The sequence below is a fragment of the Nocardia sp. NPDC005746 genome (assembly GCF_040630785.1).
Lineage (GTDB): Bacteria > Actinomycetota > Actinomycetes > Mycobacteriales > Mycobacteriaceae > Nocardia.
Map to the genome: position 1 here is coordinate 64,965 of NZ_JBEXYE010000022.1, position 16,296 is coordinate 81,260.

The 16,296-nt window shown below is 68.2% G+C and carries 15 protein-coding genes; 9 read left to right on the forward strand and 6 right to left on the reverse strand.

The window, feature by feature from the left end; translation table 11 throughout:
• The first annotated feature begins 74 nt into the window (after nucleotides 1-74).
• The 5 genes from ABZ412_RS30790 (at nucleotide 75) to ABZ412_RS30810 (ending at nucleotide 5,416) form a co-directional block, all read left to right on the forward strand.
• Nucleotides 75-1,490 carry a cytochrome P450 gene (locus ABZ412_RS30790; RefSeq protein ID WP_357287154.1) on the forward strand — a complete coding sequence of 472 codons (1,416 nt, stop codon included), beginning with the start codon at nucleotides 75-77 and terminating at the stop codon, nucleotides 1,488-1,490.
• The gene (locus ABZ412_RS30795) at nucleotides 1,487-2,389 is read left to right on the forward strand and encodes an alpha/beta hydrolase (protein ID WP_357287156.1); all 903 of its coding nucleotides are present in this window, start codon (nucleotides 1,487-1,489) and stop codon (nucleotides 2,387-2,389) included. Before ABZ412_RS30790 ends, ABZ412_RS30795 begins: the two co-directional genes overlap by 4 nt.
• On the forward strand, nucleotides 2,373-3,230 hold the full coding sequence (locus ABZ412_RS30800; protein ID WP_357287158.1) for an SDR family NAD(P)-dependent oxidoreductase: 858 nt from the start codon (nucleotides 2,373-2,375) through the stop codon (nucleotides 3,228-3,230). Before ABZ412_RS30795 ends, ABZ412_RS30800 begins: the two co-directional genes overlap by 17 nt.
• Nucleotides 3,227-4,720 carry an NAD(P)/FAD-dependent oxidoreductase gene (locus tag ABZ412_RS30805; protein ID WP_357287160.1) on the forward strand — a complete coding sequence of 498 codons (1,494 nt, stop codon included), beginning with the start codon at nucleotides 3,227-3,229 and terminating at the stop codon, nucleotides 4,718-4,720. Before ABZ412_RS30800 ends, ABZ412_RS30805 begins: the two co-directional genes overlap by 4 nt.
• A 78-nt stretch (nucleotides 4,721-4,798) precedes the next feature.
• Nucleotides 4,799-5,416, forward strand: coding sequence for a TetR/AcrR family transcriptional regulator (locus ABZ412_RS30810; protein WP_357287162.1), 618 nt, complete (start codon nucleotides 4,799-4,801; stop codon nucleotides 5,414-5,416).
• Between the two features lie 23 nt (nucleotides 5,417-5,439).
• Here ABZ412_RS30810 and ABZ412_RS30815 read toward each other — a convergent pair whose 3' ends face one another.
• On the reverse strand, nucleotides 5,440-6,024 hold the full coding sequence (locus tag ABZ412_RS30815) for an XRE family transcriptional regulator (protein ID WP_357287164.1): 585 nt from the start codon (nucleotides 6,022-6,024) through the stop codon (nucleotides 5,440-5,442).
• Between the two features lie 82 nt (nucleotides 6,025-6,106).
• Between ABZ412_RS30815 and ABZ412_RS30820 the strand changes: the two genes are divergently transcribed.
• Entirely contained in the window at nucleotides 6,107-7,072 is a 966-nt protein-coding gene (locus ABZ412_RS30820; RefSeq protein ID WP_357287166.1) for an NAD(P)/FAD-dependent oxidoreductase, read from the forward strand.
• Between the two features lie 293 nt (nucleotides 7,073-7,365).
• On the opposite strand, the gene ABZ412_RS30825 is transcribed toward ABZ412_RS30820, so the two are convergent.
• Entirely contained in the window at nucleotides 7,366-8,817 is a 1,452-nt protein-coding gene (locus ABZ412_RS30825) for a DUF222 domain-containing protein (protein ID WP_357287168.1), read from the reverse strand.
• A 453-nt stretch (nucleotides 8,818-9,270) separates the two neighbouring features.
• A complete protein-coding gene (locus ABZ412_RS30830; RefSeq protein WP_357287170.1) occupies nucleotides 9,271-9,828 on the reverse strand; it encodes a TetR family transcriptional regulator in 558 nt (185 codons plus the stop codon).
• Between the two features lie 93 nt (nucleotides 9,829-9,921).
• Here ABZ412_RS30830 and ABZ412_RS30835 point away from each other — a divergent pair, with 93 nt between their 5' ends.
• Nucleotides 9,922-10,566: a hemerythrin domain-containing protein gene (locus ABZ412_RS30835; protein ID WP_357287172.1), complete on the forward strand. Its 645-nt coding sequence runs from the start codon at nucleotides 9,922-9,924 to the stop codon at nucleotides 10,564-10,566.
• 60 nt (nucleotides 10,567-10,626) lie between these two features.
• Here the strand turns inward: ABZ412_RS30835 and ABZ412_RS30840 are convergent, their stop codons facing one another.
• The 3 genes from ABZ412_RS30840 to ABZ412_RS30850 form a co-directional block, all read right to left on the reverse strand.
• Nucleotides 10,627-11,475 (reverse strand): ParA family protein, encoded by an 849-nt coding sequence (locus ABZ412_RS30840; RefSeq protein WP_357287174.1) that lies wholly within the window; start codon nucleotides 11,473-11,475, stop codon nucleotides 10,627-10,629.
• A gap of 146 nt (nucleotides 11,476-11,621) precedes the next feature.
• A complete protein-coding gene (locus ABZ412_RS30845) occupies nucleotides 11,622-12,689 on the reverse strand; it encodes an alcohol dehydrogenase catalytic domain-containing protein (RefSeq protein ID WP_357287176.1) in 1,068 nt (355 codons plus the stop codon).
• Nucleotides 12,690-12,693: 4 nt separating this feature from the next.
• The gene (locus ABZ412_RS30850; RefSeq protein WP_357287178.1) at nucleotides 12,694-13,878 is read right to left on the reverse strand and encodes an LLM class flavin-dependent oxidoreductase; all 1,185 of its coding nucleotides are present in this window, start codon (nucleotides 13,876-13,878) and stop codon (nucleotides 12,694-12,696) included.
• Between the two features lie 240 nt (nucleotides 13,879-14,118).
• Between ABZ412_RS30850 and ABZ412_RS30855 the strand changes: the two genes are divergently transcribed.
• Both ABZ412_RS30855 and ABZ412_RS30860 read left to right on the forward strand, forming a co-directional pair.
• Nucleotides 14,119-14,766: a TetR/AcrR family transcriptional regulator gene (locus ABZ412_RS30855; RefSeq protein ID WP_357287180.1), complete on the forward strand. Its 648-nt coding sequence runs from the start codon at nucleotides 14,119-14,121 to the stop codon at nucleotides 14,764-14,766.
• A gap of 240 nt (nucleotides 14,767-15,006) precedes the next feature.
• A complete protein-coding gene (locus ABZ412_RS30860) occupies nucleotides 15,007-16,164 on the forward strand; it encodes a lipase family protein (protein WP_357287246.1) in 1,158 nt (385 codons plus the stop codon).
• The last annotated feature ends 132 nt before the right edge of the window (nucleotides 16,165-16,296 follow it).

The window sequence follows — 16,296 nt, forward strand, 5'->3', positions numbered from 1 at the left end:
GACCCTTGCCACACCCTGGTACACGGGCGTACCGTCGCGCTGGTACGCAGAGGTACCACGCTGGGAGATGGCGCATGACCACAGTGACACTGCCCGACGGACCGACGACGCCGGGCTTCGTGCAGGGCATCGAGATCCTGGCCGGGCGCACCCGCGCCTGGCGGCGGCTGCATCAGCGCTACGGGTCGGCGTTCGTGGTGTCGATGCCGCGTTTCGGTCCCACCGTCGTGCTGTCCGACCCCGCCGAGGTGAAGGCGCTGTTCACCACCCACACCGATCTGGTCGACAACCTCGACATCAACCTCGGCCAATTCCTGGGCCCCGGTTCGCTGTTCGCGCGACGCGGTGAGGAGCACCGCAAGGAGCGCAAACTGCTCACCCCGCCCTTCCACGGGCGGCGGCTGGCGGTCTACGAATCGCTGATCGAGGAGGAGGCCGTCCGCGAGATGGCCACCTGGCCGTCGGGGCGCGAATTCGCGACCATGGATTCGATGATGCGCATCACGCTCAATGTGATCCTGCGCGCCGTATTCGGCGCGGAGGGAGCGGAATTCGAGCAATTGCGCGAGGTGATCCCGAAACTGGTGCTGGTCGCCTCCGCGCTCGCGGCGCTGCCGGTGCCGCCGGGATTGTTCGGGCGCTTCGGGCCGTGGGCGCGGTTCCAGGCCCACCGCGCGAGCTACGACGAGATCGTGGGACGGCTCATCCGCCGCGCCGCCGCCGACCCGCACCTGGCCGACCGTGACGACGTACTGGCCATGCTGTTGCAGGCCCGCTACGACGACGGCTCGGCCATGACGCAGAGCGAGATCGCCGACGAACTGCTCACCCTGCTCACCGCGGGCCACGAGACCACCGCCACCTCGCTGGCCTGGACCGTCGAACGGCTGCGCCGGCACCCGCACATCCTGGCGCGCCTGGTCGAGGAGACCGACGCGGGCGGCTCCGCGCTGCGGGAGGCGACGCTGCTCGAGGTCCAGCGGGTGCGCCCGGTCATCGACGCCACCGCCCGCAAGGTGCGGGTGGACGATTTCCGGCTGGGCCGCTGGACGCTGCCGCGCGGCCAGCACGTCCTGGTCAGCATCCGGCTCATGCACGACAATCCGGAATTGTTCACCAACCCGCGCGATTTCGACCCGGACCGGTTCGTCGACGCGCGGCCGGGGACGTTCAACTGGATTCCGTTCGGCGGCGGCGCGCGCCGCTGCATCGGGGCGGCGTTCGCGACCATGGAGATGAACGTGGTGCTGCGGGTGCTGCTGCGCGACTTCACCCTCGCGCCCACCGACGCGCCCGACGAGCGCACCCATTTCCGCGGCGTCGCGCTGGCTCCCGCGAAGAAGGGGCGTGCGGTCGTGTACCGCAGGGCGCCGCGGCCGACCACCGGCCTGGAATCCGGCGACACCGGCGCGGTGCCGGGCGAATCCAGCACTGTCACCGACGAATCCGCCGCCGCGCGGGACGCACGCGGCGAGCAGGTGACCGCATGAGCGAGCGGGTCGCCGAGGTCGGGCGGGGTATCACCCTCACCTACGAGCGGCAGGGCGCGGGCGTGCCTTTGCTGCTCATCGCCGGACTCGGGCAGCAGAAACACGAATGGCACGACGGTCTGGTCGCGCAGCTGGTGGTCCGCGGCTACGACGTGGTGCGATTCGACAATCGCGACGCCGGCACCTCCACCCACGCCGGGTTCCGGCCGCCGGGCGGTCTCGCCATGGCCCGCAAGCGCTGGGACGCACAGCAATACGATCTCGGGGACATGGCAGCCGACACCGCCGGACTGCTCGACATCCTCGGCTGGCGGTCGGCGCATCTGGTCGGCATGTCGATGGGCGGAATGATCGCTCAGACCGTGGCCGCCCGCCATCCCGAGCGGGTGTCCTCGCTGACGTCGATCTTCTCCACCACGGGCGCGCCGCGCGTCGGGCGGCCCGCGCCGTCCACCTGGATTCGCATGTTCGCCAAGCCCGCCCGCACGCGGGAGGAGCATGTCGAGGCGGCGGTGCGCATGTACCGGCACATCGGGTCGGCCGGATATCCCCTCGACGAGCCGCGCATCCGGGCCACGGCGGGCCTCACCTGGGATCGCGATCCGCGCCCGGCGGCGGGCGTGGGCCGTCAGCTCGCCGGAATCCTCAAGTCCGGGGACCGGACTCGCGAGGTGCGGACCATCACCGCGCCGACGCTGGTGGTGCACGGCGACCGCGACCAGATGGTGAACCCCACCGGCGGCGCGGTGACCGCCGCCGCGATCGCGGGCGCGCGCCTGCACACGGTGCCGGGCATGGGCCACGATCTGCCGGTCGCGCTCTGGCCCACCTTCGCCGACCTCATCGACACCCACATCCGCACCGCCGAATCCAGGAGTTCCGATGCCCCGAACCTCTAGGCCGCTGTCCGGCCACCCGGTCATGATCACCGGCGCGGCCTCGGGAATCGGGCGGGGACTGGCCCAATTGCTGTCCCGCCGTGGGTCGCCGGTCGCCATCGCCGATATCGACGCCGACGGGTTGAAGCAGACCGCGGCCGGACTGAACGGGCCGGTGCTGACCCGGGTGCTGGACGTGCGCGACGCCGCCGACCAGCTCGCCTTCGCCCAGGAAGTGAAGGCGTGGCTGACCGCACCCCTGGCCGCGGTCTTCAACAACGCCGGTGTGGCCGTGTCCTCCTCGGTGCTCGACACCGTGCCCGGGGACGACGAATGGCTGCGGCAGATCAACTTCGACGGCGTCGTGAACGGGACGCGGGCTTTCCTGCCGATCCTGGTCGACCAGGGCAGCGGCGCGATCGTCAACACCTCCAGCGTGTTCGGGCTGGCGGGCATGCCGTACCAGAGCGCCTACTGCGCGGCGAAATTCGCGGTGCGCGGATTCACCGACGCGCTGCGCCAGGAACTGCGAGGGACCGGCGTCTCGGCGGTGACCGTGCACCCCGGCGGCATTCGCACCAATATCGCCCGCAACGGACGCGTCCGCCAGGACCCGGAGGGCCGGGGCCGCAGCCACGAGCAGATGGCCGCCGAATTCGAGGCCATGACCATGACCAGCCCGGAGAAAGCGGCCGAGATCATCTGCCGCGGAGTCGAACGCGGCAAGGCGCGCATCCTCGTCGGACCCGACGCGTATCTGTTCGACACCCTCACCCGGGTGACCCCGACACACTACTTCGACGTGCTGTCGGTCGTGATGGGCCTGGCGCGGACCCGGGCCGCGAAGGGAGCGGGACGATGACCGAACACGTGGACGTACTGATCGTCGGGGCCGGACTGTCGGGCATCGGGGCGGCGCATCATCTCCAGGACGCCTTCCCGGACCGCAGCTACGCCATCCTCGAGGCTCGCGAGGCCATGGGCGGGACCTGGGACCTGTTCCGCTATCCGGGCGTGCGGTCGGACTCCGACATGCACACCCTCGGGTACCGGTTCCGCCCGTGGGTGGCGGCCGAGGCCATCGCCGACGGGCCCGCCATCCTGTCCTACATTCGCGACACCGCCGCCGAGGCGGGCATCGACCAGCGAATCCGCTACGGGCACAGCGTGACCGGGGCCTCCTGGGACTCGGAGGAAGCGCGCTGGACCGTCGGATACGAGCACGCCGGCAGGGCCTCGACCATCACCTGCGACTTCCTCTACCTGTGCAGCGGCTACTACCGCTACGACGAGGGCTACGTCCCGGAGTTCGCCGGTCTGGCCGACTTCCGCGGACAGGTCGTGCATCCGCAGCACTGGCCCGCCGAACTCGACTACGCCGGAAAGCGGGTCGTGGTGATCGGCAGCGGCGCGACCGCGGTGACGCTGGTGCCCGCCATGGCCGAGACCGCCGCGCACGTCACCATGTTGCAGCGCTCGCCCACCTACATCATGTCCGCGCCGACCGTCGACGCCGTCGCCACCAAGCTGCGGCAATGGCTGGGGGAGCGGCGCGCCTACGCCGTCACCCGCTGGAAGAACGTGGCCATCGGCACCGTCATCTACCAGCTCAGCCAGCGGCGACCGGCCATGATGCGCAGGTTCTTCCGCAACCTCACCATCAAGCAGCTGCCCGACGGATACGACGTCGACACGCATTTCAATCCCAGCTACAACCCGTGGGATCAGCGGCTGTGCCTGGTGCCCGACGGGGATCTGTTCCAGGCCATCAGCGCCGGACGCGCCTCGGTGGCCACCGACCGCATCGAGCGGTTCACCGCGGACGGCATCCGCCTCGAGTCCGGGACCGAACTGCCCGCCGACATCGTGGTGACCGCGACCGGACTGGATCTGCTGGCGCTGGGCGGCATCGCGCTCACCGTCGACGGCCGCGAGATCGCGGCGTCCGACACCATGGCCTACAAGGGCATGATGCTCAGCGGCGTCCCGAATTTCGCCTTCACCATCGGCTACACCAACGCCTCCTGGACGCTCAAGGCCGACCTGGTCGCCGAATTCGTCTGCCGGCTGCTGCGGCACCTCGACGAGCACGGGTACAGCCACGCCACGCCGTGGCCGGACCCGGCGGTGACCACCACGCCGCTGCTCGACTTCCAGGCGGGCTACGTGCTGCGGTCGATGGACCGCTTCCCCAAGGCCGGATCGCGCCCGCCGTGGCGGCTGGGCATGAATTACGCGCAGGACGTGATCACCTTGCGGCACGGGCGAATCGAGGACGGCACCATCCGCTTCGGCCGCCGTTCGGTGCGCGCCGCGAGCGCCGATCGCGGGCCCGAACCGGTGACCGCCTGACCTCGGTGACCAGCGTCGCGGCGAACACACCGACCGCCGCGGCGCCCACCGAGATCCGGGCAAACTACGCTGATGCTCGTGACCCGCGCCGACCCCGCCACCAGCGCCGACACCGCCGCCGAGTCCGGCTTCCGGCGTCGGCTGCTCGATGCCATGGCCGACGCGATCCGCGAACGCGGCTACCGCGACACCACGGTCGCCGATATCGTGCGCCTGGCCAAGACCTCGCGACGCACCTTCTACGAGCATTTCGACGACAAGCAGGACTGCTTCGTGGCGTTGCTGACCGAACGCAACAACGACACCATCGCGCAGATCTACGCCGCCGTGGACGTGGCCGCGCCGTGGGACACCCAGATCCATCAGGCGATCGAGGCGTGGATCGGGGCCTCGCGCGAGGACACCCCCATCACGCTGGCCTGGATCCGTGACATCCCGGCGCTGGGGGAGCGGGCCCGGGACCTGCAGCGCGACGCCGCGGACGCGTTCATCACGCTGATCCAAACCCTGGCCGGCACAACGGAATTCCAGGGCGCGGGCCTGCACCCGCCGACCCGTCGGATGGCGACCATCCTCTACGGCGGCTTCCGTGAGCTCATCGCCTCCACGGTGGAGGACGGGCGCGACATCACCGAGATCATTCCGGTGGCGGTGGAAACCGCGCTGGCGCTGATCGGTCCGCGCTACCCGGCCTGATCAGAAACCGCTACCGGGCCTGATCAGTCCTTGCGGGGCCGGGCGCGGAAGTGGGCGCGCTCGCCCTGTTTGCCGAACAGGCTGAGGAATTCGACCGGCTGATCGTCGGCCGCGCCGAACCAGTGCGGTTCGCGGGTATCGAATTCGGCGGCCTCGCCGGGTTGCAGGATCAGGTCGTGCGCGCCGAGGATCATCCGCAACCGGCCGTTGAGGACGTACAGCCACTCGTAGCCCTCATGGGTCTGCGGATTCGGTTCGGCGCGACCGATTTTCGGGTCCATGATGATCTTGAATGCCTGGATGCCGCCCGCCCGCCGGGTCAACGGCAGCATCTGCATCCCGCCGCGCGTGATGGGCCGCAGGTGGACTCGCGGATCCCCGGTGTCGGGCGCGTTCACCAGCTCGTCGAGGGTGACGCCGTGGGCGCGCGCCAGCGGCAGCAGCTGCTCCAGGGTGGGCCGTCGCGCCCCGGATTCCAGTCGCGACAGTGTGCTCACCGAGATCCCCGTCTCCGTGGACAGCTCGGCCAGTGTGGTTTCCCGTTGTTTACGCAGCTCGCGGAGTCGTAGGCCCACCCCTTCCAGGGCTGCGTCGATATCCTCGGTCATCACCCCAGTTTGCCACATCGGCAAAGAAGGTTGCCGATATGCCCGCGCGGTCCGCATGGTCGTAGGCAGGAGGTGGTCATCAATGACCGATCAGCTGAACGACAGCTACGACGTGGTGGTGGTGGGCGGCGGACCCGCGGGCCTGAACGGAGCCCTCATGCTCGCCCGGGCCCGCCGCACGGTGGCGGTGATCGACGCGGGCGCCCCGCGCAACGCCCCCGCAGACCGGGTGCACGGCCTGTTCGCCCGCGAGGGCGTCCCGCCCGCCGAACTACTGACCCGCGGCCGCGCGGAGGTCCGCGACTACGGCGGCCACATCGTCTCCGGTGAGGTGACCGGAATCCGCAGGGACGGTGACGATTTCGTCGTCGCTCTCGCCGACGCCCGCACTGTCCGGGCCCGCCGTCTGCTCGTCACCACCGGCCTGGTCGACGAACTCCCCGCCATTCCGGGCCTGCGCGACCGCTGGGGTCACGACGTCATCCACTGCCCCTACTGCCACGGCTGGGAGGTCCGCGACCGCCCCATCGGCGTCCTGGGCCTGGGCCCCATGGCCATCCACCTGTCCCTGCTCTTCCGCCAGTGGAGCGACGACATCGTCTACTTCGCCCACACCAACACCCCGCCCACCGAGGAGGAATCGGAACAACTGGCCGCCAGGGGAATCCGCGTCGTCTCCGGCGAAATCGCGTCGGTCGAAGTCACCGCCGACCATCTGTCCGGCGTCCGCCTCACCGACGGCACCGTCATCCCCCGTGAAATCCTCGCCGCCCCCACCCACATGCGAGCCCGAGCCGCCTTCCTCATCGACCTCGGCCTCACCCCAACACTCCACCCCTCGGGCGCAGGCGAATACATCCCCGCCGACGCCACCGGCCGCACCGAAGTCCCCGGCGTCTGGGCGGCGGGAAACGTCACCGACCTCTCCGCCCAGGTAGGCAACTCCGCCGCCGCCGGCGCCATGGCAGGCGCCCACATCAACGCCGACCTGGTCACCGAGGAAACCCGCCAAGCCGTCGAGGCGCATCGAGCTCGCGCCCTGCTGTAGTCAGGATCAAGACGAGACCAAAGACAAAAGACGCCTGGAGAAGGAAGAGAGGTGGCCGAGCTTGCGAGGCCCCCTCACCTACCAGCCCCCGCACGGCTCGGCCGCGCGTCGTCCCGGTGCAAGGGCAAGGGAGCTTTGGGTGTTTTCTCGAGAAGGTGATGCGTGCAGTCCGTGGGCTGGGGTCGGCGGGTGGCGGATCTCAGCCCGGCGTCAGCCCCAGTGCGGCAGGGCAGGCGAGGCGACCACACTCCCCGTCGCTTTGCGCACGCCAGCAGGGCACGAGCAGCCGGGTGTCACGCTGCCCGTGAGTGCCACGTTCGGCAACTGGAATCGACGGCAGCGGCGATCGCCTGCCCCACATGATGACGGTCGTTCACGCGTGGGGTGCCGGTGGGATCAAGACTCTTCGGTGCAATCCACCCTGTCCGGCCCGCGTGGGGCGAATCTTTACCCATCACAACGGTTTTCCAACCATCGGGCCCATCATTGATCAACGCGTGGCAGTGGTCGCACGCCAGGGTCAGGTTGTTGATGTCGGTGGGCCCGCCCTTGGCCCAATCATTGACGTGGTGGGCGGCGCACATGTTGGCGGGTTGTTCACAACCCGGGCGAGTACAACCCTTATCCCGGGCCAGGAGCGCCAATCGTTGGGCGCGGTTGGCGGTGCGGCGGGAGCGCCGCAGGTAGAGCGGCATCCCGTCGCCGTCGAGGACCGCGATCACCGGGCGGGTTCCTTCGGCCATCTTGAGGGCCTCGTTGATGGAGATCTGGGTGCCGGACGCGGTGGTGGCGACGCCGGTGCCGTTCTCGAGGTCGGTGAGGCTCATGGTGAGCACGACCTCGACCGGCAGCCCACGGTGCATGCCCAGGGTCCGCATGCTCACACCCGGCTGCACCAACGCCAGCAACGCATCATGGGTCCGCTGCCCGGCGTCACGACGATCACGACGCGCGGCAGCATCGAGGATGCTGTCGGCGATGAACCCACCCGTGGCCGAAGGGCTTTCCGGGTCCTCGACATTGCACATGCCGGGACGGGCGAGCTTGGCGAACACCGCATCCAGGCAGGCACGCAGTTCCGGGGTGATCCACCCCTCGATGCGCGTCATACCGTCCACGCCGGGGCGGCACAGGGTGATCCCGCGACGGCGACGACGATCCGCATCGGAGACAACCTTGCCGTCGGGATCCAGGCGGGCGAGGATGCCGCGGCCGATCTTCAACAGATCATCGGGCCACCCATGACGCGAGTAGTCGACCAGGATCTGCTCCGCCTCCGCGCGAGCTTCGGCGGGAACATCAACCGGGAGGTGGTTCATCACGTCCATGATGTGGCGGACGTGATCGCGCGAGATCTCGCCGGTTGCGAATGCCTCGGCCGTCACCGGAAGCACCGGCGGGGCGATGTGTCCGGTCTGCTGCACGAATTCGCCGCAGTGGTGGGTGATCTTCACCCGCACGGATGCGTCGTAGCGGGAGAGTCCGAGGGTGTGGCGCAGGAACGGCACCATCTTCCCCGCGCCACTACGTGAGTGCAGCGACCGTTCTCCCGCTTCGATGATCAAACGGGTATCGAGGGCGGCGAGTTGACGCTTGCAGGTTTCGAGCTGCCGCATCAACGACACAACGTCTTCGTCGGAGAAGTCCGTCATCTTCCCACCCTGCACGGATTCGGTCAGGGTCGAGACCGCGGCCGCCAGTTCGGCGATACCGCAGTCGTCGAGTGTCACCCCATTCGAATCCATGCCTCCATTTTACGCCCGCGTGATCACCCTCGGAACCCGAAATGTCCAGTATTGCAACATATTTCGATACGATCCAAGATCGGCGCCGGTCTCGCCCAGTCCACATCGTGTCATCGTTCGCATGGTCACTGTGGTGATGACCGTCGGGTTGGCATTCGTCGGCTATATGGCCACGTATGAACGGACTTCGTCTGGGCCAACGGCAGGCCCGACTTGTGCAAATCAATCAGCAGCTGAGCGAGTTCTATGGCCCCGCTTCTCGCGCTGATGGAGGCGAATCAACGGACCTTCGATGCCTTCCATTCGGACTTCGCGCCTGGCGGAGCCCAGCCCGGGAATTGCACGAGTACACCAGAGATCGGTTCGCCCACCTGAAGGTCGAGCAGGCGAGACTGCTCGGTAGGCAGCGCATCTAGAAGCGGAATGTGTTTCCACCCTGAGTGTTCGGCGCTGTCAGGGGTTGGTCAGTAGGCCGTTCACCAGTGCTCGGATCCCTGGCTCGGGGTCGAATTTCGGTTCCGGCCAGGTGATTTGGTGGAGGATGTGGCCGTCTAGGTGGTCGAGGAGGGTGCGGCAGTGGGGTGCGGGGGTGGTGGAGCCGAGGCGTTCGAGCCAGGGGGTGAGCCACGTGGTGATGGTGGTGCGGGCGATCGCCAGGGGTTCGAGGAGGTCGGGGTTGGCGACGGCTTCGAGGAAGAGGGTGTAGCGGGCCAGGGTTCGGCTGCGGGCCGGGCCCAGGGCGTGGCGGGTGATGGCGGTGAGGGCTTCGACGAGGGCGGCGGGGGTGTCGGGGCGGAGTAGGCCGCTGACGACTTCCCAGTCGTGGCGATCGAGTTCGACGAGGTGGGTGACGATGCCCAGGAGGAGGGCGTCGCGGGTGCGGAAGGAGTTGGAGGCGGTGCCGGCGGGGACGGCGGCGGCCTTGTCGGCGGCCTGGAAGGTGAGCCCTCGGGGGCCTTCGGTCGCGAGGACCTCGATCGCCGCGTTCAGTACCTGCTCCCGGCGGGACATCACTCCTCCTTGCACTATGTCTGCAGTGTCCGACACTATGAGTGTAGTGTAGCGTCGGGACGTGGCGTCACTGCCACATGTCGAGGAGCCATCATGCCCGTGTCATCCGTTGCCGGTCTGCCCCGAGGTCACAAGACCATGCTCTTGGCCCACCGGGCCATGATTCGAGATCTGGATCGGGTCCAGCGGACCGCCCTGGACCTGGCGACGACGCCGAATCCGGCGCGCGCCAAGGCGCTGGCTGCTTACATGGGCAAGGTTGCCACGGTGATCCATCATCACCACGAGGGCGAGGACGAGTTCCTGTGGCCGCGCCTGCGTGACGCCGGCGCCGATGAACGGGCCCTGGAAATCCTTGCTGCGGAACACTCCGAGCTCGCCACCCTGCTGAGCGCGTGGCAGGAGTTCGGCGCAACGCCGGTCTCCGACTCCGCGGCGGCCAACCGCCTGTCCGAGCTCACTACCGCCGTCCGCGGTCAACTCGCCGCGCACGCCGCGGACGAGGAACGCGAACTGCTCGGCCGCCTCGCCCGCGTCCTCGACGAGCCCACGTGGAAGGGCTTCGAGAACCACATGCGAAGTACGGCCCCGCTGTGGACCCTGCGCTTCATGCCCGCCTGGCTGCTGTCGGTCGCCGGTCCGGACGATGCCGCAGGCGTCCCGGTTCCCTTGCTGGGCAGGCTGTTCGGCGGCTGGCTGGAACGCGCCCAGCGGGCCGCTTTCGGCGACAACTATTGAGCCGGTGCGTGTCGTGCTCCGGAGGGGAGACCACGGCACCACCGTTATCGCACGGCCCGTCTACTGCGGAAACGGCAGTGAGGACTGGGCCGCGTCTCGGCCGGAGCGCTTGAGGAATTCGCGGGCTAGCTCGCGGTATTGCTCGGCGCCTTTGGATTTGGGGTCCAGGGTGGTGAGGGGTTCGCCGGCGATGGTGGAGTCGGGGAAGCGAACGGTGCGCGAGATCATGGTGTCGTAGAGGCGTTCGCCGAAGGTGTCGGCGACTCGGTCGAGGACCTGGCGCGAGTGCAGCAGCCGGGAGTCGAACATGGTGACCACGATTCCCGACAGTTCGAGGCGCGGGTTGAGGCGTTCGCGCACCTTTTCCATGGTGTCGTTGAGCAGGGCCAGGCCGCGCAGTGAGAAGAACTCGCACTCCATGGGGATGATGACGCCGTCGGCGCAGGCCAGGGCATTGACGGTGAGCAGGCTCAACGACGGCTGGCAGTCGATGAGGATGTAGTCGTAGCGGTCGCGGACGGGGTCCAGCACCCGGCTCACGGAGTGTTCGCGGCCGACTTCGTTGACCAGCTGGATCTCCGCGGCGGAGAGGTCGATATTGCTGGGCAGCAGATGCAGATTGGTGACGGCGGTCTTGATCAGGACATCGTCGATGGGCGGGGCGCTGCGGCCGAGTAGGTCGTAGACGGTCAGTTCCAGGTTGTGGTGGGCCACGCCGAGGGCCGCCGAGAGCGCGCCCTGCGGGTCGAGATCGACCAGCAGCACCCGCAGTCCGCACTCGGCAAGCGCGGCACCTAAATTGACCGTCGAGGTGGTCTTTCCGACGCCGCCCTTCTGATTGCACAGGGCAATCACCTGGGCCTCGCCCGTGCTAGCCACGTCCTCCCCAACAGCATTGTTTGCCGACATTTCGCCAGAATAACCTGTCACGTGGCGGAACTGGCGGACCCGCTCCGGGGCGCTTTGTCGCGAAATCGCTGGACGTTAGCCAATCCCGGTGTGGAGGGCCCCAACCCATGTCGCCCTCCACCCCCGGATCGGACGGAATCGGCAGCTCAGCGGCCCGGAAGCACCAGGATCTTCACGTGCTCCTCCGGGTCCCGCAGCGCGGTGAACGCCTCGGCCACGCCGTCGAGCCCGACGCGGCCGGTGATGATCGCCTCGGCGTCGATCTGCCCCGACGCCAGTCGCTCCAGGGTGATCTCGTAGGCGTTCTCGTACGGCCCGTGCCCGAAATTGATGGCGATCCGCCGGAACTGACCCACCACCGGAATGATCGGCTCGTCCGCGAACGGCGCGGCCACCACCTGGATGCGGGAATTGAACGGCATGGTCCGCATGAGCGTGCCGAGGATCCCGGCGCGCCCGCTGCATTCGAAGGCGATGAGAATGCCGGTGCCGGACTGGCCGACGACCGAATCCTGCTGCGCCACCGCCGTCATCCAGGCCGCGATCGGATCCTGCTCGTTCGGATCGACCACGATGTCCGCCCCGACCGCCCGCGCCAGCTCGCGGCGCTTGGGCGAGGGTTCGGAGGCGACCACCAGTCGCGCCCCGCGCGCCTTGGCCGCGATGATGGCCCCGAGCCCGATTGTCCCGCAGCCGATCACCAGCGCCGAGTCCTCGGGCGTCAGCCCTGACTGCTGCACATGCATCTCGCCCACGTGCAGCGGCTCGGCCAAGGTGGCGTGCTCGAGCGACAACCCGTCGGGCACGTGCCGCACCCACCACGAGTCCACCACGATGCTCTCGCCGAACGCCCCGTGATAGTCGTTGGAGTAGCCGATGATCGTCGGAATCCCGGTGACGGTCTCGGTGGCCAGCCCGATCCCGGCGACCCGGTCCCCGACCGCGAAATCGGTGACACCGGAACCGATCTCGCTGACGGTCCCCGCGTACTCGTGCCCTAGCACCACCGGCCGCTCGGTGTCGAAGGTCGCCAGCGGATACCCGCTGTCGGTGGCCACCTGCACGAATCGGCAGGGGTCCTTGGACATCGACAGGTCGCTGCCGCAGATGCCGCACGCGGCGACCGCGATGCGCAGCTGGCCGGGTCCGAGGGCGGGCGGCTCGGCCACCTCGGTGGCGGTGAACTCGCCGTTCAGAAACTGTGTGGCGCGCATGGTGTCAGGCTCCCGTCGCGGCGGCTTCGCCGTAGTAGTCGGTGTGGGCCTTGGTGATCGCGGTGACCAGCTGCCCGATCAGCAGTTCCCGGTTGTCGGCGGCGTACTGCAGGCTGTCCTCGCGGCGGCGGTTGCGATTCTTGAAGTGCGGGATCACCTCCGAGGCGAACAGCTCGTAGCTGCGCTTGGTGTCCTCCCAGCTCGCCATGTCCACGTGCAGCACGAGCATGGTGCCGAAGCCGCCGGTCTTCTCGATCAGCTTCTCGATCCGCTCGATCGCCTCGTCTGGTGTGCCGATGATGGCCTGCCCGAATTCGCCGAGGTTGTCATTGCGCCACTGGTCGATGATTCCCTTGGGCGTGTCGGCCCAGGCCGGATTCTCGCCGGTCTGCCGGTTCACGTAGGCGGCCATGGATCCGATGCGCCGGCTCACCGCGCGCTCGGCCTCCGCGCGGGTCTCGGCCAGGAAGATCGGGTTGACCAGCCGCCACCGCGACCGGTCGGCGACGTGCCCGTGTTCGGCGCACGCCTTCTCGTAGACGCCCCAATTGCGGTCCAGCACTTCGAATCCCATGGGCGAGCTGGCGGCCAGCGACAGCAGCGACAGCCCGTGGGTGCCGGCCAGCACCGACCCGTTGGGGGAGATGGTGGAGGCGGTGGCGACCTCGATCCCGGCCGGATCGTAGGTGGGCAGCTGGGCGCGCGCGTCGCGCAGGGTGAACCAGTCGGTGGTCATATTGACGACCTCGCCGCGCAGCAGCGCCAGGATTGCCTCGAGTGCCTCGCCCTGGCGGCGGCGCTGATCGGAGGGGTTGATGCCCATCATGTGCGCGTCGAGCGGGATCTTGCCGGGCCCGGTGCCGAAGATGAGGCGTCCGCGGGTCTGCAGGTCGAGCTGGGTGATGCGGTCCACGGTGACCAGCGGGTGGTGGTAGGGCAGCGACATGACGCCGGTGCCGAAGCGCAGGCGTTCGGTGCGTTCGGCGGCGGCGGCGATGAAAACGTCGGGCGCGGGCACGATCTCGGCGCCGGTGGAGTGGTGCTCGCCCATCCAGGCCTCGTCGAAGCCGAGGTGGTCGAGGTGTTCCATGAGATCGATGTCGCGCCGCAGCTGGAGGGCCGGGTCGGCGTCGAGGGGGTGGTAGGGGGCCAGGAACGCCCCGAACTTCATCGATTCAGCGGTCCACATGCGGGATCTCCTTACCCAGTGCGCCGGGCTTCGTCGCCCGGAGCGGTTCCCCGAGTAAACCTGGATCAACTGATCCAGAAATGGTGTCGTCCCGGTGAGTGGGCATGATTCGAAAACTGAGGTGGAAGCACTGATCACATCCCGATAATGGGCGGTTTCGGCGTCCGGAAATCGGCCTGTCGATCCACTTGTGTACCCCGTGCTGACGGGCCCGCCCCGTCGATGTGCGAAGCTCGTGGCGTGACCGTCCCGATGCAGAACCGCCAGGGCAATGCGACCCGCACCCGGCTGGTGAAGACCGCCGAGCGCCTGTTCGCCGCCCAGGGTGTGGACGCGGTGTCGGTGCGCGCGGTCAATGCCGCGGCCGGTCTGGGTCCGTCGTCGGTCAACTACCACTTCGGCACCAAGGACGATCTGATCGCCGCCGTGCTGCTGGATCTGGGCGCCGTGGTGCGTGACCGCATTCGCGCCAATGCCGACGCGCTGGCGGCCCGCCCGGAGCCGCCGACCGCGGAGACGCTGGTGCGCGCGGTCACCGAGCCGTATCGAGACCTGCTGCTGGCGCATCGGACTCGCGGCATGCGCTGGATCAAGATCGTCACCCAGCTCTCGCTACTCTCGCATCCGGCGTTGACGACCGCCGAGCAGGATCTGCCCGATCAGCTGCACGTCCAGCTGCGCCGCGCCTTCCCGGCTTCGGATCCCGATCGGCTGGAAGCTCGCTGGGCTATTGCCCTCATGGGTTTCCTGCAGGCCCTCAGCCGAGCCGACGACTGGCATCCGGGTGCGACTCCGCCGCCCGCGCAGGAGCTCTCCGATTTATACGAAGACCAGGTCGTTTTCCTGATCGGTGGGCTCGATCGTCTACTGAGTGGGACTGTCGGCTGACACTTCATGCCTCGTTTGTCCGTATGCCTGGACGCTGGACCAGGTTAGCTGTAGCGTCACTGTACGATTCGCGAGAGGCTTGCTGTCTGTCCTCTCCCGGTTCATGGGCGCGGCTGTGCCGCATGCCAATCCGTTGCTTGTTGGTCGACCGTTCGTTCACGTGCAGTCGGGGGCGCGAGACTCGAACGGCTGAAGTGTGAGGGAACGTCGTTGTTCGCAGTATCCGCCAGGGCGGTGGTCCTGGCCTTGAGCATCCTGACCGCGGGGGCGGTGTGTGCCCCCGTATCGGCTCAACCCCTTTATCCCACACAGGATTCCGATCCTTTCTACAACCCGCCTGCCGATCTGGGCAGTTTCGCGCCCGGTGACGTGGTCCGCACCCGCAGCATCGACCCGGGCCTGTATGTGGGCACCGACGGCTGGCAGGTCGCCTTCCGTTCCACCAATTCCCAGGGTCAGCCGATCCTGGGCATGACCACGGTGCTGATGCCCAAGGGCGTCAAGAACCCGCCGCTGGTCTCCTATCAGGCCCTGATCAATTCCCTGGGCTCGCAGTGCAACCCGTCGCGCTCGCTGTTCAACGGCGAACTGCAGGACGGCGCGGGCGCCATGCTGCCGATCGGGCGCGGCTGGGCCATCTCCATGCCGGACTACCTGGGCCCCAACGTGGCCTACGGTGCGGCGAAGCTGAGCGGCATGGTCACCCTGGACAGTGTGAAGGCGGTCCGCAAGGTCGCCGAGCTGGGGCTGGGCAATTCGCGGGTGGCGCTGGCCGGGTACTCCGGCGGCGGCATGGCGACCGCGTGGGCCGGGGCCCTGCAGCCGGAGTACGCCCCCGATCTGAAGCTGGACGCCGTAGTGGCGGGCGGCATTCCGGCCGACCTGGAGCAGATGGCGCTGTCGCTGGGCTTCGCCCCGCACCCGGGCTTCGGCCTGGCCTTCGCCGCGGCCATGGGGCTGGAGCGCGAGTATCCGGACCGTCTGCCGATCTCGGATCAGCTCAACGAGAACGGGCTGTGGTTCCGGGAATTCACCCATGATGCCTGCCGCCGCTTCCTGTTGTTCCACGGCGCCTTCCGCAGCGCCGATCAGATGGCCGCGTCCAAGAGTCTGATGGACTCTCCGGTGGCGCACGAGGTGCTGCGGGAGAACAGCCTGCGCTATCACCCCGGCAACCCGACTGCCCCGACCTACTTCTGGCAGGGGCGTTTCGACGAGCTGACGGCCTTCGATCCGGTTGCCGAGGTGGCCGACCACTACTGCAAGGCGGGCGCGCCGGTGGTGTTCCGGCCCTTCGAGATCGCCGAGCACATGACCACGGCGGTGGCGGGTTTCCCGGACGCCTGGAACTACGTGGAGTCGCGTTTCCGCGGGGATCCGGTCCCGACCAGCTGCTGATTCGATAACTAATTGTGTGCTGCGCCACCTGATCGCATCGATGCGCCAGCAGAGGCAGGGTGCTTCCGTTCTGAATTTCCTTTGGTAAAAGCTTGATCCCGGAACTTGTCAAGCGCTGATTCGTCCATTATT